Origin of the sequence: Microcoleus sp. D2_18a_B4, from assembly GCF_036702475.1 — a bacterium.
Taxonomy (GTDB): Bacteria; Cyanobacteriota; Cyanobacteriia; order Cyanobacteriales; family Microcoleaceae; genus Microcoleus.
Window position 1 is genome coordinate 1 of the sequence record NZ_JAUBTL010000074.1, and the last position, 22488, is coordinate 22488.

A 22488-nucleotide genomic window follows, 5' to 3' on the forward strand; every position below is an offset into this window, starting at 1 on the left:
GCTTTGCAGGTTCCACAGTTTGATGGTGTTGTCACTGCTTGCAGAAGCCAATGTCTTGCCATCTGGACTAAAGGCGATGCTTCTGACAGAATTGCTATGCCCGGTGAGGGTAGCGATAGGTTTTTGGCTTTGCAGGTTCCACAGTTTGATGGTGTTGTCACTGCTTGCAGAAGCCAATGTCTTGCCATCTGGACTAAAGGCGACGCTTCTGACAGAATTGCTATGCCCGGTGAGGGTAGCAATGGGTTTTTGGCTTTGCAAGTCCCACAGTTGGATAGTGTTGTCACTGCTTGCAGAAGCCAATGTCTTGCCATCTGGACTAAAGGCGACACTCCAGACCGAATTGTTATGCCCTTCCAAATGATTGCGCTCTTTTACTGCGGACACTGCTTGTTGCAGCGCAGCTATCACTCGTCCTCTAATATGTTTTGTCGTCTCGGCTGAAGAATCTAGCTGTTTGAATGCTTGCCCTGCCTTTAATGCTTCCAACAGTGCTGGGAATGTCTGTCCTGAACGAAATGATTCATTAGAAAAAGCCGTTTCCTGGATGACATTTGCTAAATTCTGGGCTTGAGTGACTTTATACGTGGCCAATTGCTGTGCTTTAATTAGCGTGTGATTCGCCTGAGTCAAAATTTTATTCGCTTGTCTCTGTGCTTCTAACTCTCGTTCAACTTCCCGTTGTTGGACTTCCCGACTGGCATTTAAAAACTGATAATCCAAATCGCTCAAACTTTTATCTGCTGCCCAATTTTGAGCATCGTGCAAGGCTTGACCCCGCAACAGTCGCGATTCATCTTGGCAATCCGACTCTATCCAAGCTTTAAAACTTTCGCTGTAAGGGCGGAGTTCCGCTAATTGCTTTTCCACCCAATCAAGGTTAAAAACCGATTGATAAATCCGGTTATAAACTTTAAGTTTTCCAGACTGCTTAACCACCAACCCAGTTAATCGCAGTTCCATTTGTTCGGGACTATCATCAGTCGCTATTTCATTGTGCTGCAAAATTTGCTGATATAGTCCCAATAACCGACTGGCCCGTTGTTCGCTCCGTAAAATGCGATCGCGAATCGTCTTTAAATGCTCTGGTTCATCCTGCCCTTCCCAATTTTCAATCACCTTTTCTCGTACTAAATCTCCCACCCACTCAGCAGGATTTTGGATTGAGGCAGAGTTGGCCCGATTGAGCAGCAATTTACACACTTTCTGCGTTAAAAAGGGCTGTCCACCAGTCCAATATAACACTGCTTCTAACAAGGATTGCGAATTTTCTGCTTGAGTTTCTAACCCAACTGCCAAAGGTTGCGCTTCTGCTAATTTAAACCCCGTTAACTCTATTCCTCGACCAATATTAAAAGGAGTACGTCGCTTGTCTTGAATTAAATCTGATGGAGTTGCCACCCCTAACATCGTAAATGTTAATCGACGATAGTCTGGTTTATCGGCTCGATTATTATAGCAATCACGAATCACAGCGAAAAAATCTTCTATTTTAAAGTTTAAGCTAATTAAACTGTCCGATTCATCGACAAAAATTACTATATTTTTTGAGATATTTTTGAGTAATACTTCTTCAATAAATTTACTAAATCGTTTAACATTTGATAGTAAGCTGTTCTGCTCCCACCATTCATCTAAATCAAAAACCTCATACAAATCTAATCGGCTGACGATGCTATCAATCACGCCTGCATACCACTCTTCTGGCGTAATATCTGAGGTGCCAATTTCTGTGATATCAATGCTACTACAGGCGATTCCCTCTGCTTGTAACCGCTGCATTGTCCGCACTCGCAGTGATGATTTCCCCATTTGTCGGGAATTAAGAACATAGCAAAATTCTCCGGCTTTTAAAGCTTGATAAAGTTCTTCATCCGCCTTTCTAGTGACATAAGTTGGGGCGTTTGCAGGAAGGCTCCCTCCAACTTGATATTGATAATCTTTCATAGGTCATTGTTAATTCATAGGTAGAAATTCAGAAAATTAAGGAATCAATTTGTACAGTCGTACTGGTTCAGGAATTCCCTTTAAATGTTGCATTCCTAAGTCAATCACATTTAAAGGTGAGTGGGTTTTAACGACTTGATAAACTGTTTCAGAAATACAGATTCCTCCTGGCTCTGCTTTCCCTTCTAAACGAGCGGCTAAGTTTACACCAGCCCCCCTGATATCATTATTAAGAAAGAAGATTTCTCCCAAGTGAATACCAATCCGGTGTTGCAGGACATGACTCGCAGGTAAGCTGGTAGCAGCTTGGGCGAAATTTCGTTGTATTTCTAACGCACAGGCAACTGCTTTTACGGCACTTTCTGGAAAGCAAATTAATAAACCATCGCCCATTTCTTTAAGCACTTGGCCTTGATGTTTAGCGCAGATGCCTCGGATGATGTTGAAATCTCGATTCACTAATTCTAGTGTCAGCTTTTGGTTGGCAACTGATAAGGCGGTGGAATTAACGACATCCGAAAAAATAATAGCTGCTAAATTACTCTCTACGTGCAAGCTTGATTGGTTATTAATTTGTTGCACAGCAGTCATATTCTTTTGAGGAGAGGCTAGGCGATGCCGAAAATATTGACGATACAAACCACACAATGGCATTACAGCATTTCCCTGAAATTTGATCAACCCCATGCTTCGCAATTTAAAAGCCTCTCCGGTGTGAATCTCTACAGGTTGTTCGCTGTTAATTACTTGTCTAATTGTTGCTGCTAGTTCGGCATCTTTTTCCAAGTTAACTAAATGCCGTCGTAAATGATCGTAGTAAGGGCCCTCTTCAGTAGGAGCGACTTTTAGCAACCCCTCTAAGGTAATTCTCCCCCTAGCAACTTGGTAGAGAGCAACTCGAACTAAATAAGGATGACCGCCCACCATTTCCATCAGGTCACAAATCTCTTGATTTGACCAATTTAATCGGTGTCGATTCACTAAATCTGTTACCTGTCTCTGATTGAGTTCAGGTAACTCTATGGGCAATCCCACGTTAAATGGCGACTGATTAATATTGAGAGGAATATAAACTTCTTGAGAGTGAGAAATGACTAACCTCAGCTTTTTCCAAATTTCCTCATTTTTCCCCCGCTCGTGCCAAGCTCGTAATAATCCAAAGAAGTCGGTGGCTATTTCCGAATGCTGAAAAATGCGATCGACTTCATCTAACCCTAAAACAAGAGGCCGCTCGCTGTCAGAGAGTAGATAGCGTTGGAAATACTTCGTAGTTTTATTTTTACTGCCGAGAACGCCTTTCCAATATTCTCCTAACCTATCTTCTAAATTTAATTCATTGGTAATCTCACCACAAAACCACTGCAACAACTCATCAAGATGGGTGAGAAAACTGCCATCAGCCCATTGAAAGTTTAAATACGCTGTTTGATATCCCTGTTCCTTGGCGTGGTATAAAATTCGCTGCACTAAGGAAGTTTTTCCCATTTGCCGGGGGGCTTTGATTCGGATTAAAGCTCCGGGCTTAACAATAGTTTGGTAGGAGTCCGATTCAATGGGAGGACGATCGATATATAGGGGTGAATCTAAACTCACCGAACCTTCGGGGTTGTCTAAGTTGAGAAGAGAAAGGGGAGGTGCGGCGATCGATCGCGCATTTTCCAGCACAGGCGACGACTTCTCAACGCTATCACCAACATAAGCATCCCGCGATCGCTCTGCTGCATCCAACTGGGAAAAATCCGACTTCTTCTTTAATACCGGAGTAAGTTCTTCGGGAATTCCTGCCATGCTGATGCTAACGCAACCCAATTTATAGGCAAATTCGATCGACTCCCCCGCCGCCAAGGTATCGTAAAAACCTACAGCAAATTCTCGTGCGGCGTTATCTCCCACCGCTTGCTTCATGCCGATCACATAGGGAATGTGACGTGCGATCGCAGCCGCTTGCACTTCTGAATAGCAAGCGTTGAGTATGACGCACTCCACGTACTCATTAAACGCCTCAAACAAAGCTGCTAAAGCTTTGGCATTTACTAGCTTAATCTGCCCCATGCCATCTTCTAGGGCTAAACCCCCTTCTCCTGCACCATGCCCTGAGAAATGCACAATCTCTGGTTTATAATCTAATACGGCTCGCTGCATTTCTCTTGGCGTCACCGCCCACTGTTGCTCCAGTTGAAAATTGTCGCCCTTTTTAGAGCGTTGCAATCCTTCTGCAATTTCCTTCGCCTCTTTCTGTAAGTCCACATGGGTGGTATTTTTGGGGTTGGCTGCCAAAAATAGGATAGTTTTTTTCTTTAAAGGATAAATGTTCATCAATGGAACCTTCACGCTTAGGAGATATAGGAGTTTAACGAGACTATCCCAGTCAGAGCGAGATATTTCTTGCCTTTACGGTATTTAACCACAAACATCTTTATTTTTGTTGGTCAGTAAACTGACAGAAACGCTCGCCCGCTTGTCAAGCATAACCAATCCACAAGGCGATCGCTACTCTCAACTAATCATTTGAGCTACGTATTCAAGAAGTGCGAGCTGCTTCCCGTTTTGCAGTCGTATTTTCATAAATATCGAGATTATTTGCCCCTGTAAAACTAATTTTTCGTGCGATATATTTAGAAATATTTTTGATAATTAATCCAGCAACAATCTTCCTTCTTCCTTCTTGCTTCTTCCTTCTGCTCTTCCTCTAGGTCAAGAGCGTCTAGAGCGGTTAATTTAAAAAATTTAGTGATTTTGGATACAATTCCCGACTCAACACTCGATCGAACTCCTCAATTTTCGATGGGGATCTAAAATTCACCTAAAGTTCGACGCCCGATCGCAAAACCCTTCCTAAGATAGAACTTGGGGGACGATCGACCTAAAAGCCGATTCAGGGGCAAACGCCTTGCACCTGAAAATCCCCAACTAGCAAGCCGCAAGACAGGGAGGACATCAAAATCATGGTAAACGCGCCGACAGGGGAAACCCGCCTGGGCCCGATAGATCAGGTGCAATCCTTAGACCGCGATTGCACAACTCTATCCCGTCACGTACTCCAGCAACTTCACAGCTTTTCAGCAGATGCTCAGGATCTCAGTGCCCTGATGAATCGCATCGGGCTGGCGGCTAAGCTGATCGCGAGGAGGCTCAGCAGAGCCGGGTTAATGGAAGATGCTTTAGGGTTTACAGGGGCTGTGAATGTGCAGGGAGAATCCGTCAAAAAGATGGATATCTATGCCAATGAAGTGTTTATCTCGGTATTCCAGCAAAGCGGACTTGTCTGCCGCTTGGCTTCCGAGGAAATGGAAAAACCCTACTACATTCCCGAAAACTGTCCGATCGGGCGTTACAGTCTGCTCTACGACCCTATAGACGGTTCTTCCAATCTTGACATCAATCTCAATGTAGGCTCCATATTCAGCATCCGCAAGCAAGAGGGGGACGATGCAGATGGCTCTGCTTCCGACTTGCTGCAACATGGACACAAACAAATTGCCGCTGGTTATGTACTCTACGGCCCCAGTACCATGCTGGTTTATTCGATCGGTCAGGGTGTTCATTCCTTTACCCTCGACCCCAGTTTGGGCGAGTTTATTCTAGCTAACGAAAACATTAAGGTTCCCGATCGCGGCCCGATTTACAGCGTTAATGAAGGCAACTTCTGGCAGTGGGAGGAATCTTTGAGAGACTACATTCGCTACGTACACCGCAGCGAAGGCTACACCGCCCGGTACGGGGGGGCTTTGGTGGGAGATTTCCACCGGATTTTATTCCAGGGAGGCGTGTTTTTGTACCCCGGAACGGTGAAAAACCCCGAAGGCAAATTGCGTTTGCTCTACGAATCGGCTCCTTTGGCGTTTTTGATGGAGCAAGCCGGCGGGCGGGCAAGTACGGGCATTCAAGACATCTTAGATGTTGTGCCGACCAAACTGCATGAGCGATCGCCCTTGATTGTCGGCAGTAAAGAAAATGTAGCGATGGTCGAGTCTTTTATTCAAGATCGATCGCGCAATCCTAGAACAGTCCAAAAGTGAAGGAAGTTCGGCAACGGATTGTGTAACGGATGTAACGGATGTAACGGATGTCAGTCCGATGTCCGTCGGAAGAGGGAAGAAGGAAGAAGGAAGAAGGAAGAAGGAAGAGGGTTTTAACTTATAACTTTCGACTCCCAATTACCAATTCCCCATTGCCAATTTTCAATTACCACTTTTCAATTTTCAATTTCCAATTTCCAAGTCCCAATTAACAGCTATCAAATTGTAGGAGTTACAGTAATGACAGCAACACCAACGAATCACCTGTTAGAAATCAAAGAAATTGGCCAAAGTATCTGGATGGACAATTTGACTCGCGATCTGATCGAGTCCGGCGAACTCAAACAGATGATTGAAAGTCGGGGACTGCGGGGGATTACATCTAATCCAGCTATTTTCGAGAAAGCGATCGCAGGTAATGTGATTTACGACGCGGATATCGAAGCTGGCATCCGGGCGGGTAAATCTGTAATGGAGATTTACGAATCTCTGGTATTTGAAGATATCCGCAACGCTTGCGACATCTTCGCCCCAGTTTACGCAGAGTCGAATGGTTTAGACGGTTACATTAGCATTGAAGTGCCACCGACGATCGCCAACGACACAGAAAGCACGATTAGCGAAGCCCTGCGCTATTACAAAGCCCTTGGCAAAGAAAACGTGATGATTAAGATTCCGGGAACCGCTGAAGGTTTGCCCGCAGTCGAGCGAGTCATCAGCGAAGGCATTAACGTTAACGTGACTTTGCTGTTCTCGGTTGACAGCTACGTCGAAACCTTCTGGGCTTACATTCGCGGTTTGGAAGCGCGGGTGGCTAAAGGTTTGGATGTGAGCAATATTGCTTCTGTTGCCAGTTTCTTCTTGAGCCGGATCGACATCAATATCGATGGCAAGATTGATGAGAAACTCAAAAATGTCACCGATATTTCCACAAAAGCTAAACTGGAAGCAGTGAAGGGGAAAATTGCGATCGCCAATGCGAAGGTAGCTTACCAGAAGTATAAAGAGATCGTAGCGAGCGATCGCTGGCAAGCTTTAGCAGCCAAAGGAGCGAAAGTGCAGCGCTTGCTGTGGGCTTCCACCAGCACCAAAAACCCCAACTACAGCGATGTCATGTACGTCGATGAACTAATCGGCCCCGACACCGTTAACACTTTGCCGCCGAACACCGTTGAAGCTTGTTTCGATCACTGCGATGTCGCACCCCGGATTGAGAACAACGTTGCAGAAGCTTACACGCTGATCGAAAGTCTCAAAGATCCCGACATCGACATCAACTTGGACCAAGTGATGGCAGACTTGCTCTTGGACGGGATTGATAAATTCGTCACCCCGTTCCAATCCCTGATGGATTCCTTGCAAGAGAAAGTGCAGAAGTTGTCACCCGTCGCTTAGGCAGATATCTGTATCCTTGAAGGCAGAAGCATTTAGGAGTCGGAATAGATAATTGTTTTGGCTCTTGAGTGCTGAGTTTTGAATCTCGAACCGGGAAAATTTGAGACCCATGGGTCTCAAAAATCCAACAAAGGAAAATCAACTATGATTTTGGCTCTCAACTGCTGAGTTTTCCCTCCCGAACCGGGAAAATTTGAGACCCATGGGTCTCAAAAATCCCACAAAGGAAAATCAACTATGATTTTGGCTCTCAAGTGCTGAGTTTCCATCCCGAACCGGGAAAATTTGAGACCCATGGGTCTCAAAAATCCCACAAAGGAAAATCAACTATGATTTTGGCTCTCAAGTGCTGAGTTTCCATCCCGAACCGGGAAAATTTGAGACCCATGGGTCTCAAAAATCCCACAAAGGAAAATCCAGTCCGTCCTCTAGCAGGAATCTCGCCAGAAGATCCAACTCGAATTCTCCATCTACAACCGCTGAGGAATTGCTATGCCAACTACCAATACCGTACTAGAAAGCGAGTATGCAACAGCCCAACTTGATGTCACCGAACGGGCTAGGCTGGAAGAACTGGAATCCATTGTAGAAAATGGACTTCAGACTTTTTACGAAGTTGGCAAAGCCCTTGATGAAATTCGGGAACAGAAATTATATCGGGAAACCCAAAAAACTTTTGAGGCTTATTGTCAGGATAAGTGGGGCATAGCAAGACGCACAGCAGATCGATTTATAGGGGCAGCACGGGTAATGGAAAATTTGAGACCCATGGGTCTCAAATTTCCAGCCAACGAGCGCCAAGTCCGTCCTCTAACAGGATTATCGCCAGAACTGCAACTCGAAATCTGGCAAGAGGCTGTGGAGTCATCGCCCAATGGTATGCCCACTGGTGCAGCAGTTCAGCGCTTGGTTGAACAGCGATTTCCATCACTAGGCAGCGGGCGAACTGGCAAGGATGATGCTTCAGAATTGGAGAAATTGCGATCGGACAATCAGCGCCTTAGAGAGCAAATCCGACAGCAAAACAGAGAAAGGGATAGGCGTGCTGCTGCTGTGGCGTTGGAGTTGGAGCAACTGCGAGCCGAAAACAGGCAGTTGAAAGCTGAACTGCGACAGCGCGATCGAGATTGGGAAGTGCGACTGGCTGCTGAGAGGATAAAAATTCGTGAAGAAGTGAGGGCGGAACTCAGAGAGGAAATTAAGGCAGAACTCAGGGAGGAAATCAGAGCGGAAGTCAAAGCTGAGTATGAAGGGCAAATTAACTCTCTGACCCAGCAACTAGCAGAAATGACCGCAAACTATCATGGTGTATTAGCAAGACTAACAGCACTAGAACAAGGAAAATAAATAATGGTAACGCTACTTGAAAATCCACTGCGGGTCGGTTTGCGAAAAGAACGAGTGCCGGAACCACAAATTCTGGTCATCTTCGGAGCTTCTGGGGATCTCACCCAGCGCAAACTGGTACCTGCAATTTATCAGATGAAGCGCGATCGACGCTTGCCACCGGAAACTACCGTGGTGGGAGTAGCCCGCCGCCCTTGGAGTCACGATTACTTCCGAGAGCAAATGCGCGAAGGCATTGAAGAATTTGGCGGCGGCATTGGCAATGAAGAATTTTGGCAAGAATTCGCTAAAGGTTTGTACTACTGTCCGGGCGACATAGACAACCCCGAAAGCTATCAAAAACTCAAAGATTTCTTAGCGGAACTCGACGAAGAAAGGAGAACTCGCGGCAATCACATATTTTATCTGTCGGTTTCCCCGAACTTTTTCCCAGAAGCAATTAGGCAACTGGGCGCGGCTCAAATGCTGGCAGATCCAGTCAAAAACCGCTTGGTAATTGAAAAACCCTTCGGCCGGGACTTGAGTTCGGCAAAAGCTCTCAACCGAGTCGTGCAGAAGGTATGCCAAGAACAGCAAGTTTACCGGATTGACCACTATTTGGGTAAAGAAACTGTTCAGAATTTAATGGTGTTCCGGTTTGCTAACGCGATTTTTGAACCGCTGTGGAATCGCCAATTTGTCGATCACGTACAAATTACAGTTGCAGAAACAGTAGGCGTAGAAGACCGGGCCGGTTACTACGAATCCTCTGGGGCGTTGCGGGATATGCTGCAAAACCACTTGATGCAGATTTTCTGTCTGACGGCGATGGAACCGCCGAACTCGCTCGACGCTGACAGCATCCGCACCGAAAAGATGAAAGTTCTGCAAGCAACTCGCTTGGCAGATTTGCATAACTTGGAGTTCTCAGCGATTCGGGGTCAATATTCCGCAGGTTGGATGAAGGGCAAACCCGTGCCGGGATATCACGATGAACCGGGGGTTGCTCCCAACTCGACAACGCCGACTTTTGTGGCGATGAAGTTTATGATTGACAACTGGCGCTGGCAGGGAGTGCCTTTCTACCTGCGAACCGGCAAACGGTTGCCGAAAAAAGTTAGCGAAATTGCGATTCAGTTCCGCGAAGTTCCGCTGCTAATCTTTCAGTCTGCGGCCCAACAAACTACTCCTAACGTTTTGACTATGCGCGTGCATCCGAACGAGGGGATTTCGCTGAGGTTTGAGGCGAAAATGCCGGGGCCGGATTTGCGGACGCGGACGGTGGATATGGATTTCAGTTACGGTTCTTCTTTTGGGGTGACATCTTCGGATGCTTACGATCGACTGTTAATTGACTGTATGCTGGGCGACCAAACTTTGTTTACCCGTTCTGATGAAGTGGAAGAAGCTTGGCGGGTGGTAACGCCGGCGCTGATGGATTGGGAATCCTCCAACGACCCAGATTTGGTTCCTAAATACGAAGCGGGTACTTGGGAACCTGCGGAAGCAGAACTGCTAATTAACAGAGACGGTCGCAAGTGGCGAAGACTTTAAGAGTTATTAGTCAGTGGTCAGTGGTCAGTTGTGAGTGGGCAGTGGGCAGTGGGTAGTGGGCAGTCAACTGACTAATGACAACTGACTAATGACAACTGACTAATGACAACTGACCACTGACAACTGACAACTGACTAATAACAAAGGAGAAAAGATTTATGACGATGACACCGATGAAAGCTCCGCCCCTGGTTTCGCTACAAAGTCCTAAAGATGTGTCGATCGACCAAATAGAGGCCGAATTGAGTCAAATTTGGGAAAGTTACAGAGAATCGGGGTCTAAGGGCGATTTTCCGATCGCTACTAGGGCAACAACGTTTACTTTTGTAGTCTACGAACCGGAAGAAACTCAGCAGTTATTGGCGGATCTGGGGTTTTACGACGGGCCGGTGGACGGTATTACCGGGCCGATGACGGCATCTAGCATCAGGGCGGCTCAAAAAGCTTACGGGCTGCCGAGAACTGGCAAAGCTAACGCTGAATTGCTGGCGACTTTGCGGGAAGAAGTGGCTCGCAAAAATTCAAAAGGCGAGGAGATGGGATCTAGTGGCTTGGGTTCCGGGGGTTCGGGGGTGGCTGACGCGATCGTGGCTGCCAATCCCTGCCGGATTATTGCTCTGTGCCCGACGGCGGGGGAAGATACGGGCGTGCAGGCTCAAGTGGCTGCTTATTGTCCGGTTCACAAGCGCACCAGCGGCAATCTGATCTGCTGCGAGTACATTACGCTGCGGGGTACGGAAGCTGCTTTGGAACGGGTGAGCGGCATCGTGACGGCCTTGACTATCGCTGATTTGCCGACGCTGCTGTGGTGGAAAGCGAATCCTGATGCCGATCGAGGTTTGTTCCAGCGGCTGGCGGCAGTTAGCAGTTCTGTGATTGTTGACTCTAGCAGCTTTGCTGAGTGTGAAGCCGAATTGCTGTTGATGCAAAGTCTGATCGAGGAGGGAATTCCGATCGCGGATCTGAATTGGCGCCGGCTGGCCGCGTGGCAGGAGTTGGCTGCTGAGGCTTTTGACGCCCCGGAACGTCGGGCTGCGATTCGGGAAATCGATCGGGTGACGATCGATTACGAACAGGACAATTCTACGCAAGCGCTGATGTATTTGGGTTGGCTGGCGAGTCGGCTTCAGTGGCGTCCGGTTGCTTTCAAACAGGAAGAGGGCGATTACCAAATCAAGCGAATTAAATTCGCGGGGCCCGACGAACGGGTTGTCGAAGCTGAGTTGGCTGCTATTCCTACTGCTGATTCGGGCGATGTCGCGGGCGATTTGATTGCTGTGCGTTTGAATTCTACAAACGAAAAGGCTGACTGCGGTACGGTTCTGTGTTCGGAAGCGGGTGGCTGTATGCGGATGGAAACGAAGGGAGGCGCTCAAACCGATCGGTTTAACCAGGTGAGTCCTCTGTTCGATCAGGTGACGGAACAGTTGCTGGGCCAGCACTTGCAGAGTTGGGGCCGAGATGTGCTTTACGAAGAAAGTTTGGCAGTGACGGCTCAAATGCTGAAGTTGGCTAAGCGGTAAAGAGAAGTTCGGCAACGGATTGTGTAACGGATGTAACGGATGTCAGTGCGATCTCCGTCGGAAGAAGGAAGAAGGAAGAAGGATTGAGTTAATATTCAGTGGGGCAGGCAATGTCTGCCCTACTTTTTTAGGAGTTTTGAGTTTTGAGTTTTGAATTAATAATGCTCTTTGACTCAAAACTCTAAATTACTTCCCAAAAGCCACTAAATTACCTCTCTTCTTCTCATTCTTCCTTCGCGATCTTCGCGTCTTCGCGGTTCCTTAAATAGGTATTATTTGAGAAGTTCAAGACCAATACTCCTAACTTTATCAGTTGTCGGCTTTCTCTATTTTTGGTTAATAATTTAGAACTATGACTTTAGTAATTGCTGGCGAACGCAGCGGTGCGGGAAAGACTACTGTAACGATCGCCCTTTTAGCTTATTTAATCCGTCGCGGCTTGAATGTTCAATCTTTTAAGGTAGGCCCGGATTACATTGACCCCATGTTTCATGCTTTTGTTACTGGTCGCCCCTGTCGGAATTTAGACCCGGTATTAACGTCTGAATCTTATGTAAAAAAGTGTTTTTCTCGTCAGATTCAAGATGTTGATTATGCCTTAGTTGAAGGTGTAATGGGGCTATTTGATGGTGTTTCTCGGAAGAAAGAAGAAGAAAGTTCGGCAACGGATTTCGTAACGGATGTAACGGATGTAACCGATAGAAGTTCGGCAACGATTGTACCAGATGTAAAGGATTTAACGGATTTAAGGAAGCCAGAAGGAAAACAACACTATTCTATTTCCTTTGCTTCTACGGCTCATGTTGCTTATTTGCTGAATTTGCCGGTATTGTTTGTGATAGATTGCAGCAGGCTCTCTGGTTCTGTGGCTGCGATCGCCCACGGTTTTCGTTCTTTTAACCCTGACCTTAAATTCGCTGGTTTGGTGCTGAATCGGGTGGCGAGCGATCGACATTTGGAACTGCTTCAAGATGCTCTCAAACCGCTCAATTTACCTATTTTGGGCGTTTTGCGTAGGGATGAGGCTGTTACTATTCCCGATCGACATTTGGGGCTGATTCCTGCTGAGGAGTTGCCGAATCTTCATGCTGCGATCGATAAACTGGCTGATTTGGCTGCTGTTAGTTTTGACTGGGAGCAACTTTTGCCTTTGTTGGCTGCAACTCTAAATGAGGGGGGTGAGGGGTCTGAGCAACTTTTGGGTAGGCACAGTCTCCCTTCGGGAATTGTAACTCAAAAAGATGATGTTGTCAACTGTTTGGGAAAACAATTTGGAGTGAGGATTGCAGTTGCGCGCGATCGGGCTTTTAATTTTTACTATCAGGACAATCTTGATTTGTTGGAAGAGTTGGGTGCCGAGTTGGTATTTTGGAGTCCCCTTGATGATTCGGTTTTTCCTGACAATGTGCAAGGGTTATATTTTGGTGGTGGTTTTCCCGAGGTGTTTGCTCAAAAATTGAGCGGTAATGTTTTAATTCGGGATGCGGTAAGAAAGGCGATTTTTTCGGGAATGCCGACTTATGCGGAGTGCGGCGGTTTGATGTATTTGTGTGATTCTATTGTAGACTTCGATGGCAATTCTTGGCCTGGGGTGGGTGTGTTGAAAACTGCTGCTGCGATGGGAAAGCGTTTGACGCTGGGATACCGAGAAGCTGTGGCGGTGAGGGATAGTTTGGTGTTAACTGCTCTTGATGAGGTTTGGGGACATGAGTTTCATCGATCGCATTTAACTGTTGAACCGAGTAATCCAGTTTATCACAGTTGGAGGTATGGGAAGCGGGGGGAAGTTGAGGCGGTTGCTGAAGGTTGGGGAGTTTGTCAGGTGCACGCTTCTTATTTGCATTTGCATTGGGGTGCTCGCCCTGATATTCCGGCTCGTTTTTTGCAGCAGTGTGCTGATTTTGATTGTAAGGGTGTTTTGGGCGATCGAGAAAGCGAACTAGATTTTTTTATTTAATTAACCGCAGAGGACACAGAGGGCACCCAGAAGAGATGAGAGAGGATTTACTGTATTAGAATGTTCCTAACGGATCAAGCTAGGGATGTTGGGATTTATGAGCGAATCAATTTCGACTAAGCAGTTGTCCGCACAATGGGTGACACCGGAGAATTTTCGGAGTTACGGTCAAGTTATCTTTGCGGCTGTTGATGGCAAGTCTTTCGATGCTGAGGATGCTCAGTTAAATTTGCAAAATGGTATTCCTAGATTTTACATTATGCGGCTGCACCATAAAGGTCGCAAGTTTGGCAAAATTACACGACACATTAAATGTACTCAGTGTTTGGGTTCTTTAGAGGGGCAGGATTGGTTGATGGCGGTTGCGCCTCCTGGGGATAGCTATAAACCGAGTTTAGAGGATATGGCTGCTTTTCGGATTCCGGGCAATTGTTTTATTAAGTTAGATGTGGGGACTTGGCACGCTGGGCCGTATTTTGATGCGGATTTTGTTGATTTTTACAATCTGGAATTGAGCGATACTAATGTGGTTGACCATTTTACTTTTGATTTTGTGAAAAATCACTATCTGGAGTTTGAGATTGTCTGATTTGGTGATTATGGTTATAGGTTGGTTTTTTGAGTAAGATTTTTTAACCGCAGAGGGCGCAGAGGACGCAGAGGAGGAGAAGGAGGGGGTTCGCAAGTGATTGGGGAATTCTTTTTGCCTCACTATACGGAATCCCAACGCCGGAAAGATAAATTTTACAAGTATTAAAATAGGTGCAATTGTCATGCCTGACCAAAAGTATAGCATTGTTCTGCGCCAATGTCGTTTGTTAGGTGCGGGCGACGATCGCCCAAGGGTTGATATTGCTATTGAGGATGACCGAATAGTCGCCGTTTCGCCTCTGATATCAGAACTTGGGGAACGCGAAATCGACATTCAAGGCAATTTAGTTAGTCCTCCTTTTGTGGAGTCGCACATTCATCTCGATTCGGCTTTGACTGCGGGGGAACCGCGATGGAATGAAAGCGGCACTTTGTTCGAGGGTATTCAAATCTGGGGGGAACGAAAGCAATGTTTAACTCTGGATGATGTCAAAAAACGGGCGGTTGAAACTTTAAGGCTGCAAGCGTCTCAAGGAATTTTGTTTGTCAGGAGTCACGCTGATGTTAGCGAACCGACGCTGACTGCTTTGCAAGGACTTTTGGAAGTTCGAGAACAAGTCAAAGATTGGATGACTCTGCAAGTTGTGGCTTTTCCCCAAGACGGGATTTACGGAAGTCCAGAAAATGACAAACTTTTAGAGAAATCTCTGGATATGGGTGCGGATGCTGTGGGCAGGATTCCGCATTATGAGTTGACGCGGGAAGATGGGGTGAAGTCGGTTGAGCGAATTTTTGAACTTGCTGAAAAATACAATAGATTAATAGATGTTCACTGCGATGAAGTCGATGATGAACAGTCGAGATTTTTGGAGGTGGTAGCAGCTTGTGCGATTAGAAGCGGGGCGGGTTCGCGGGTGACTGCAAGCCACACGACGGCTTTCGGTTCTTATAACAATGCTTATGCTTTTAAGCTGATGGGAAGTTTGGCAAAATCGGGAATTAATTTTATTGCCAATCCTTTAATTAATATCACTCTGCAAGGCCGCGCTGATACTTATCCGAAACGCCGTGGGGTGACGCGAGTTAAGGAATTGTGGCAGCAGGGATTGAATGTGAGTTTTGGGCACGACTGCGTGCAAGATCCTTGGTATAGTTTAGGTACGGGAAATATGTTGGATGTCGCTCATATGGCGGTTCATGTTTGTCAGATGACGGGAATGGCTGAGATAGAAGCTTGTTTTAATATGGTGACTGTCAACGGTGCTAAAACTTTGAATTTGGGAGATAATAATTATGGGATAGAGGCAGGGAAACCTGCAAATTTGATTGTGTTGGATGCTGAGGATTGTTATGATGCAATTAGGATGCGCGCTGCGGTTCGGTATGTGATTTCGCGGGGAAAGTTGCTGGCGGAAACTTCACCTGCTAAAATTAGTTTTTATGGTATTTGACAAACAATATTTGAAGCTGTTAAATTGTGAATCAAGGTGCTATTCCCGATGAGAGTCCGAGAAATTTGCCGGAGCAACTTCTGTTGCAAGATGCTAAAGCTAGCGTCGGCAAACGAATTCTAGGCAGTGCAGATAAGCCGTTGGGAGATGCTCCCCGATTGGTCGCTAATTACGGGGGCAAAGTCGGTGATTGGGTTAAAATGGTTAGTGCCCAAACCGCAGTAATTGAGGGAGCAGTTGTTGAAGTACATTGGTTCAGAAATAACGAGACTGCCCAAACTGTTGAGTTTAAATTCAAACGTACATATCCTAAAACTACACTAAAAAATCTGTAGTTATAAAAAACATGAAAATTCGCTGTATTGCCAATACAGGTAATGCTCTCCCTGAAAGTTACCTCAAGCCTGAGTTCTATTTTACGAAAGAAGTGGAATTTCCGCTAACGCTTGGCAAAGAATATGTTGTCTACGCTCTTTACCAATCGCAGGGTAATGTTTGGTACTATATCTGTGACGATAACTACACCTATTATCCCATGCAGAATCCTGCACCGCTGTTTGAGGTGGTTGATAGTAGAGTTTCTAAGTATTGGCGGTTTGAACTAGCACCGAATGGGCGGTTAGAGATTGCTTTTGAGCAGTGGTTTACCGACCCTTATTTTTATGATAAGCTAACGGATCAGGAAGAGGCGGAGGTTGAGATTTTTGAGAAGGTTAAGGAATTAATGGATGCTGAGGATTTTACTTTGCCTCCGCTGGATGTGGCTGTTGAGAAGTTGCGGGAAACTGTTAGTGTTTGAGTGGGAAAAGTCCAAGAGTTAATTCATGTTTTTACGAGCTTGACTAAGATAGCGGGAAATGGTATTGAAGAGGAAGAACCAGAATTGTGTAAAAAAATGAACGAAAAGATTGAAGCCCATAAAAAATATGATACACTAGACGGCGATGATGATGTTTTGCTATTCAATAAAGCTACTTTTACGGTGCGCCGGTTTAAAGAGCTAGCAGCCAGCAAGTTTAGAAATATATTATTGGAGGCTAATGCAGTAGAAGTTAACAAACTTCAGAAGCGGATAATTGAATTGATGAAAGAGCTGCCTATTAATGAAGAGACGAAACTTAGGGGAGGGGAGCTAAACTGGAACTCTCCTCAAGAAGGAATCGAGTGTCAAATTCTCAAAATTGGTTCCAAGGGTTGGCAAAAAGGAAAGGTTCAAATCGAAGTTAATTTTAATTTAAATTCTTGGGAAACGCAGACATCTATAAAGTTTTGTCCTGATGAACCACTAGAGCCTAAATCTCCTTTAGATGATATCAGACAATCCGAGGAATATAAAAAGCTGAGCAATAACAACTGACAACCCGATCGCCCTTACCATACAATAATCGATCGCACTCAAAGGGTAGCAAGAACATAAATGACAAATATAGAAGAATATGTCGATCGCACGGCCGAACTGATAAACTTACCGTTAGACCCGGAACATCGGCCCGGTGTTGTGGTAAACTTCGAGAGAATAGCTGCGATCGCCCAACTCGTTACAGAATTCCCTTTACCTCAAGCAATCGAAGCTGCGCCAGTGTTTGAACCTTAGATTTTTAACCGCAGATGAGGGCAGATGAACGCAGATGAACGCAGATGTTTTTTAGAGAAGGCTGATGCGGTTGCTACGGCAGCGGCTGTTAAATGTGGTAAGGTTACGGCTACAGAGGCGGTAAGTGCTGCTTTGGAACGGATTGCTGTTAAGGATAAAGCTTTTAATTGCTTTACTGCAATCACTGCATCAAGCGCACTCGCAGCAGCCGAAAATATAGATAATTCGATCGCAAATAACCAAAACCCAGGCCCTTTAGCAGGCGTTCCCTTCGCTGTCAAAAACCTGTTCGATATCGCCGGAATTACTACTCTAGCAGGGTCAAAAATCAACGCTGACAATCCTCCGGCTACCCAGGACGCGGCGGTGGTCGCCCGACTAAAACAAGCCGGTGCAATCCTCGTAGGTACTCTTAACATGGACGAGTATGCCTACGGTTTCGTCACCGAAAACAGCCACTACGGGCCGACTCGCAATCCCCGCGATACTACGCGCATCGCTGGCGGTTCCAGCGGCGGTTCCGCAGCAGCAGTCGCCGCCGGTTTTGTACCCATCACCCTCGGTTCTGATACTAACGGTTCCATCCGCGTACCGGCTGCTTTGTGCGGTGTCTTTGGGTTTAAGCCTACTTACGGCCGTTTGTCCAGGGCGGGCGCTTATTTATTTTCGGGTAGTTTGGATTGTGTGGGGCCGTTTGGGCGATCGATCAGAGACATGGCGCTGCTGTACGATATCCTGCAAGGCCCTGATTCTCGTGACCCAGTTTGCACTCAACGCCCGCCAGAAATTTGTTCGCCGCAGTTAAATCAAGGCATCGAAGGATTGCGAATTGCTGTTGCTGACGGGTATTTCGCCACAGGGGCCGAACCGGAAGCAATGGATGCTGTAGAAATAGTTGCTAAAGCCTTGACAAATGTCTTGGATTGTGGTATTAGCACAGAAAAAACAACAAACCCCCCAAAAATAGGGGGGCTTGCAACTGTCAGCATACCGGAATCCGATCGCGCCCGGGCTGCGGCATTTATCATTACCGCCTGCGAGGGCGGAAACTTGCATTTAGACAATTTGCGATCGCGCCCTCAAGACTTCGATCCGGCGACGCGCGATCGCTTTTTAGCGGGAACCCTGATCCCTGCGACTTGGTACTTGCAAGCGCAGAGATTCAGACAGTGGTACCGCGATCGAATTCGCGAAATATTCCAACAAACAGACATCATCCTCGCACCCGCAACCCCGATAGCTGCCCCTGAAATTGGCGTCGAGAAAATGGTAATAGCCGGACAAGAAACAAGAGTGCGTCCCAATCTCGGACTGTTCACCCAACCCCTATCATTTATTGGCTTGCCCGTTCTTTGCGTGTCCGTACAGCGGCCCGGCGCTTTGCCCTTGGGGGTACAAATTATTGGTGCTCCCTACAGCGAAGCGGTGATTCTCCGAGTCGCTGCGGTACTAGAATCGCAAGGCATTATATCTGCCGAATCAATTTAGTGCTAATAATTCTAGGGTTTGTTGTTGCGGTGGAAGCGTCTCTTAGTCCTTCTGGCAATAGCTTTGCGCTTCTGCTTTTCCAACGGGGTTTCAAAGTGGCGGTGCTTTCTCATGTCGGGGAAAATGCCCGCTTTAGAAACTTGTCGCTTAAACCGTCGCAGGGCTGACTCAATCCCTTCATTTTCGCCTATTACAACTTGGGTCATTATTTCTCCTTTTGTTCGGTAGATCAAGTTTTATCATATCAAGGTTTTTGGCCGCGCGACCTGTTGAAGGTCGGGCGATCGACCAAAACCCAAAAATCATACCAGAAAATTGGTTCGTAGTGAGGAATGCAAGTCCTGCTTTTTTGCGGACTGAAGTCCTCATTGACTACTGTCAACTGACTACTGACTACTGACTACTGACTACTGACTACTGACCAACTGATTTTCCTGCCGCAGGTAAGCTTGAATAAACGGGTCTAATTCGCCGTTCATTACATCTGCGATGGCGGTTGTTTCCACTCCAGTACGCAAATCCTTGACCATTTGGTATGGGTGAAAAACATAATTGCGAATTTGGTTGCCCCAAGCCGCCTCCACCATATCGCCGCGAATCTCGGCAATTTCCGAAGCCCGCTGTTCCTTAGCAACCACCAACAGCCTAGCCTTGAGTAATGCCAAAGCTTTTTCTTTATTTTGCAACTGACTGCGTTCTTCTGTGCAGCGGACGGCCAAACCACTAGGAATGTGAACGATGCGGACTGCGGTTTCTACCTTGTTAACATTTTGCCCGCCCTTGCCGCCAGCGCGGGAAGTCGTGATTTCCAAATCTTTTTCTGGAATGTCCAACTTGACGGATCGATCGAGAATTGGCATCACTTCAACGCCTGCAAAACTGGTTTGACGCTTGTCGTTAGCATTAAAAGGCGAAATTCTGACCAAGCGGTGAGTGCCTTTTTCCGATCGCATATAACCGTAAGCGTAGCGGCCGACAATTTCCAAAGAAGCCGATTTAACACCTGCTTCCTCTCCCTCGGAAATTTCCATTAAATGTACTTTGTAACCTTGACTTTCCCCCCAGCGGGTGTACATCCGCAGCAGCATTTCCGCCCAATCTTGAGCATCTGTGCCACCGGCCCCGGCGTTAATCGTCAAAACGGCGCCGCCTTCATCGTAGGGCCCCGATAGTAATTGTTGCAGTTCCCACTGGTCGAGTTCGCGGGTTAACTGAGAAAGACTCGATGAGGCTTCTTGGAACAAGGACTCGTCGGCTTCTAACTCCAGCAGTTCTAAAATAGCTTTAGCATCTGCCAAGCTAGTTTGCCAGCCGCGATATTGGTCTAAATGAGATTTGAAGTCATTAAGTTCTTGCAGGGTTTCTTGAGCTCGATCTTGGTCTTCCCAAAATGCTGGTTGGGCGCAGATTTGCTCTAAGTCTTGAATTTTGGCTGTGAGTGCGGGGATGTCAAAGATAGTCCTGGGTTGCACCCAGTCGATCGGACAAAGTTTCGATATTGTGTTTGATGTCTAGAACTTCCACTGTGAGTTCTCCTAGTTGTGGGGTGTATTTTTGAGTTTAGCTGAAATTTTGCTCTAAATGTGCAAATCAATTTTTCAGCAGCACACCAGCTTTGATAAATGAGTCAATTTTGCCGTCGAGTACCTCGGCGATGTCTGTTGTTTGGATTCCTGTACGCAGATCCAAAACTTTGCCCTGATTCGCGCTGTCGCTGGCTAATTGATATTCCCGAATTTGTTGGTTAAGGGCTGTTTTTAGGCGCTCAACTTGAATGTCTGCAAGCTGTTGAACTCCTTGTCTTTGCATAATAGCAAACAGTTTGCTTTTGAGAACCGCCAAAGCCATTTCTCTATTTTGCAATCGACTCCGCTCCTCCCCAGATATTGCAGAAATACCAGTAGGAATGTGAACAATCCTCACCAAAGTTCGGACTACACACCTCACGTAGGGAGGAGGCAAGATTATTAATTCTAAATCCTGCTTTGGAATCTCCAGTTCCACATACATTGGCACAACTTCCACCGTCACTGAACTCGCCTGCTTTCTGGTAATATTAAAAGGCGATGTACGTTTCAGTAGATGCACTCCGGTTTCTGACTTTAGATAGCCGTAAGCGTAACGTCCGTCTATTGCCAAAGTTAGAGAATTAACTCCTCCTATTTCCAAAATAGCAGAATTAATTTCTACATACTCCAATAGGGAATCTTCAACCAACATAACTCTATAGCCTCGGTTTTGTCCCCAATGAGCATACATTCTCAGCAACATTTGTGCCCAGTCTAGAGCATCTAAGTCATCTATTGCTGCATTAATTATCAGGTAGGCTCCATTTTTGTCGCAAGGCCCGCTCAACGATTGCTCTAATTCATACTCTTCGAGAGAGCAGTTAAGTTGAGCTAAATTAGTTTGAAGTTCTTGCTCTAGTTCGTCGTCTGCTTGAAATTCGAGCAACTCCACTGCTGCTGTAGCATCTGCCAAAATTGTTTGGCACTGGTTGAGTTTTGCCTGGTAGGATTGGAGTGCGTCTAGTTCTTGGAGTAGCCGTTCGCCTGTATTGATGCTGTTGCCCGATTTCGGCTGTGCTGCTAGCTGTTGTAACTTTTGGCTCTCGGCGGTTAATGCTGAGCTAAAGACAGTCTTGTAGACCCGTTAGGCGATCGGACAATGTTTCGATGTTGTGTTTGATGTGTAGAATTTCCACGGTTAGTCCTCATGGTTTTGAATTCTTTTACAAATTATAGCTGAAATTAGGATATTTCAACAAAATGTTATTGTTTCTTCGTAATTAGATATCCTGCGAACCAGTTAAATTGAAAATTTAACCGCATTAAAAATTAAAAAAAAGTTGCTATAATCTAAAATCAGGTTAACGATCTCGATGGAAGTTAACTGCGATGATTTCCCCAGAACTAAAATTAAGCTTGCCGTCCACCGAAGACCTGCCCTGTTCGGACGATACCCCTGTGGATAACGAAGACCAGAATCTGCTGCCGAACCTATTGTTGTTTGTCCTGATCGGTATTTGGTCGGCTCGCATGGATTGGTACTTTGGGGTGGATATGGCGGTGTATCACACGACGGGAATCAGTCCCAAAGTGCCTGTTCCGACGGGTTTCTCAGTTTGGGGGTGGAGCGCCGAAAAGGGGGCAAATCTCGCCGCAGCTATGCTGTCTGGGAAGAAAACGAGGTTGTGCCGATCTTAGCATTGGAAATGGTGTCTCACAAACCCGGTGGGGAGTACGACGAGAAGATGTCGATTTATGCCGGGTTAGGGGTTTTGTACTACATTATTTACAACCCCGAATTCTGGCGGCGCGATCGGCATCAACCGTTTGAAGTGTACAAGCTGATTGACGGGCAGTATCGCCAGCAGATTGGCGAACCCTATTGGATGCCAGAAGTGGGACTGGGCATGGGGCGATCTCAGCAAGTTATTGGGGGCATCGAGCAAGAAATTCTGGTTTGGTACGACGAGTCAGGAAATGTCTATCCCCTGCCGGATGCAGCGGCGGAGCAGATGCGCGAGCAGTTGAGGGTAGAACGACAGCGAGCCGAACGCCTAGCTGAGTATTTGCGATCGCAAGGGATCGATCCCGATAACCTGCCTGAATCGTGACATGAAATTCGATCGGCTTCACCG

General features: G+C 46.5%; 21 protein-coding genes and 1 pseudogene. 16 read left to right on the forward strand and 6 right to left on the reverse strand.

Going from position 1 to position 22488, the window contains the following annotated elements; translation table 11 throughout:
• Both QUB04_RS28700 and QUB04_RS28705 read right to left on the reverse strand, forming a co-directional pair.
• Nucleotides 1-1947, reverse strand: a 1947-nt coding sequence (locus tag QUB04_RS28700) for an AAA-like domain-containing protein (RefSeq protein WP_333289766.1), incomplete at its 3' end; no start/stop codon positions are given.
• Between the two features lie 36 nt (nucleotides 1948-1983).
• The gene (locus QUB04_RS28705) at nucleotides 1984-4263 is read right to left on the reverse strand and encodes an AAA-like domain-containing protein (RefSeq protein ID WP_333289768.1); all 2280 of its coding nucleotides are present in this window, start codon (nucleotides 4261-4263) and stop codon (nucleotides 1984-1986) included.
• A gap of 629 nt (nucleotides 4264-4892) precedes the next feature.
• Here QUB04_RS28705 and fbp point away from each other — a divergent pair.
• The 14 genes from fbp (at nucleotide 4893) to QUB04_RS28775 (ending at nucleotide 18845) form a co-directional block, all read left to right on the forward strand.
• Nucleotides 4893-5966, forward strand: a complete 1074-nt coding sequence (fbp, locus tag QUB04_RS28710) for a class 1 fructose-bisphosphatase (protein WP_333289770.1) — start codon at nucleotides 4893-4895, stop codon at nucleotides 5964-5966.
• Nucleotides 5967-6013: 47 nt separating this feature from the next.
• On the forward strand, nucleotides 6014-6178 hold the full coding sequence (locus QUB04_RS28715) for a hypothetical protein (RefSeq protein WP_333289772.1): 165 nt from the start codon (nucleotides 6014-6016) through the stop codon (nucleotides 6176-6178).
• Nucleotides 6179-6206: 28 nt separating this feature from the next.
• A complete protein-coding gene (tal, locus tag QUB04_RS28720) occupies nucleotides 6207-7361 on the forward strand; it encodes a transaldolase (protein WP_333289774.1) in 1155 nt (384 codons plus the stop codon).
• Nucleotides 7362-7853: 492 nt separating this feature from the next.
• Complete coding sequence (locus QUB04_RS28725) at nucleotides 7854-8708, forward strand: hypothetical protein (RefSeq protein ID WP_333289776.1); 855 nt, start codon at nucleotides 7854-7856, stop codon at nucleotides 8706-8708.
• A 3-nt stretch (nucleotides 8709-8711) separates the two neighbouring features.
• On the forward strand, nucleotides 8712-10241 hold the full coding sequence (zwf, locus tag QUB04_RS28730) for a glucose-6-phosphate dehydrogenase (protein WP_333289779.1): 1530 nt from the start codon (nucleotides 8712-8714) through the stop codon (nucleotides 10239-10241).
• Between the two features lie 158 nt (nucleotides 10242-10399).
• Nucleotides 10400-11764, forward strand: a complete 1365-nt coding sequence (opcA, locus tag QUB04_RS28735; protein WP_333289781.1) for a glucose-6-phosphate dehydrogenase assembly protein OpcA — start codon at nucleotides 10400-10402, stop codon at nucleotides 11762-11764.
• 352 nt (nucleotides 11765-12116) lie between these two features.
• Nucleotides 12117-13721, forward strand: a complete 1605-nt coding sequence (locus tag QUB04_RS28740) for a cobyrinate a,c-diamide synthase (protein ID WP_333289782.1) — start codon at nucleotides 12117-12119, stop codon at nucleotides 13719-13721.
• Nucleotides 13722-13818: 97 nt separating this feature from the next.
• The gene (locus QUB04_RS28745) at nucleotides 13819-14310 is read left to right on the forward strand and encodes an ureidoglycolate lyase (RefSeq protein ID WP_333289784.1); all 492 of its coding nucleotides are present in this window, start codon (nucleotides 13819-13821) and stop codon (nucleotides 14308-14310) included.
• A gap of 184 nt (nucleotides 14311-14494) precedes the next feature.
• The gene (codA, locus tag QUB04_RS28750) at nucleotides 14495-15763 is read left to right on the forward strand and encodes a cytosine deaminase (RefSeq protein WP_333289786.1); all 1269 of its coding nucleotides are present in this window, start codon (nucleotides 14495-14497) and stop codon (nucleotides 15761-15763) included.
• A gap of 26 nt (nucleotides 15764-15789) precedes the next feature.
• Nucleotides 15790-16098, forward strand: a complete 309-nt coding sequence (locus QUB04_RS28755; protein ID WP_333289789.1) for a hypothetical protein — start codon at nucleotides 15790-15792, stop codon at nucleotides 16096-16098.
• An 11-nt stretch (nucleotides 16099-16109) separates the two neighbouring features.
• On the forward strand, nucleotides 16110-16562 hold the full coding sequence (locus QUB04_RS28760; RefSeq protein ID WP_333289791.1) for a hypothetical protein: 453 nt from the start codon (nucleotides 16110-16112) through the stop codon (nucleotides 16560-16562).
• Nucleotides 16563-17120 (forward strand): KGK domain-containing protein, encoded by a 558-nt coding sequence (locus QUB04_RS28765; RefSeq protein ID WP_333289793.1) that lies wholly within the window; start codon nucleotides 16563-16565, stop codon nucleotides 17118-17120. It begins immediately after the preceding gene.
• Nucleotides 17121-17180: 60 nt separating this feature from the next.
• Entirely contained in the window at nucleotides 17181-17357 is a 177-nt protein-coding gene (locus QUB04_RS28770) for a DUF4089 domain-containing protein (protein WP_190657847.1), read from the forward strand.
• 24 nt (nucleotides 17358-17381) lie between these two features.
• Nucleotides 17382-18845: an AtzE family amidohydrolase gene (locus tag QUB04_RS28775; RefSeq protein ID WP_333289795.1), complete on the forward strand. Its 1464-nt coding sequence runs from the start codon at nucleotides 17382-17384 to the stop codon at nucleotides 18843-18845.
• Between the two features lie 11 nt (nucleotides 18846-18856).
• On the opposite strand, the gene rpsU is transcribed toward QUB04_RS28775, so the two are convergent.
• The 4 genes and pseudogenes from rpsU to QUB04_RS28795 form a co-directional block, all read right to left on the reverse strand.
• Entirely contained in the window at nucleotides 18857-19051 is a 195-nt protein-coding gene (gene rpsU / locus QUB04_RS28780; RefSeq protein ID WP_006632476.1) for a 30S ribosomal protein S21, read from the reverse strand.
• 201 nt (nucleotides 19052-19252) lie between these two features.
• Nucleotides 19253-20369, reverse strand: a protein-coding gene (prfB, locus tag QUB04_RS28785; protein WP_333289797.1) for a peptide chain release factor 2 whose coding sequence is annotated in 2 segments (ribosomal slippage) — nucleotides 19253-20296 and nucleotides 20298-20369 — 1116 coding nt in all. Because the reading frame shifts where the segments join, the coding sequence is not laid out codon by codon here.
• A gap of 66 nt (nucleotides 20370-20435) precedes the next feature.
• Complete coding sequence (locus tag QUB04_RS28790; RefSeq protein WP_333289814.1) at nucleotides 20436-20855, reverse strand: peptide chain release factor-like protein; 420 nt, start codon at nucleotides 20853-20855, stop codon at nucleotides 20436-20438.
• Nucleotides 20856-20879: 24 nt separating this feature from the next.
• Nucleotides 20880-21452 (reverse strand): annotated as a pseudogene (locus QUB04_RS28795) (PCRF domain-containing protein); the annotation flags it as partial.
• 290 nt (nucleotides 21453-21742) lie between these two features.
• Here QUB04_RS28795 and QUB04_RS28800 point away from each other — a divergent pair.
• Both QUB04_RS28800 and QUB04_RS28805 read left to right on the forward strand, forming a co-directional pair.
• Complete coding sequence (locus QUB04_RS28800; RefSeq protein ID WP_333289800.1) at nucleotides 21743-22051, forward strand: Uma2 family endonuclease; 309 nt, start codon at nucleotides 21743-21745, stop codon at nucleotides 22049-22051.
• The gene (locus QUB04_RS28805) at nucleotides 22039-22464 is read left to right on the forward strand and encodes a hypothetical protein (RefSeq protein WP_333289802.1); all 426 of its coding nucleotides are present in this window, start codon (nucleotides 22039-22041) and stop codon (nucleotides 22462-22464) included. Before QUB04_RS28800 ends, QUB04_RS28805 begins: the two co-directional genes overlap by 13 nt.
• Nucleotides 22465-22488: the final 24 nt, after the last annotated feature.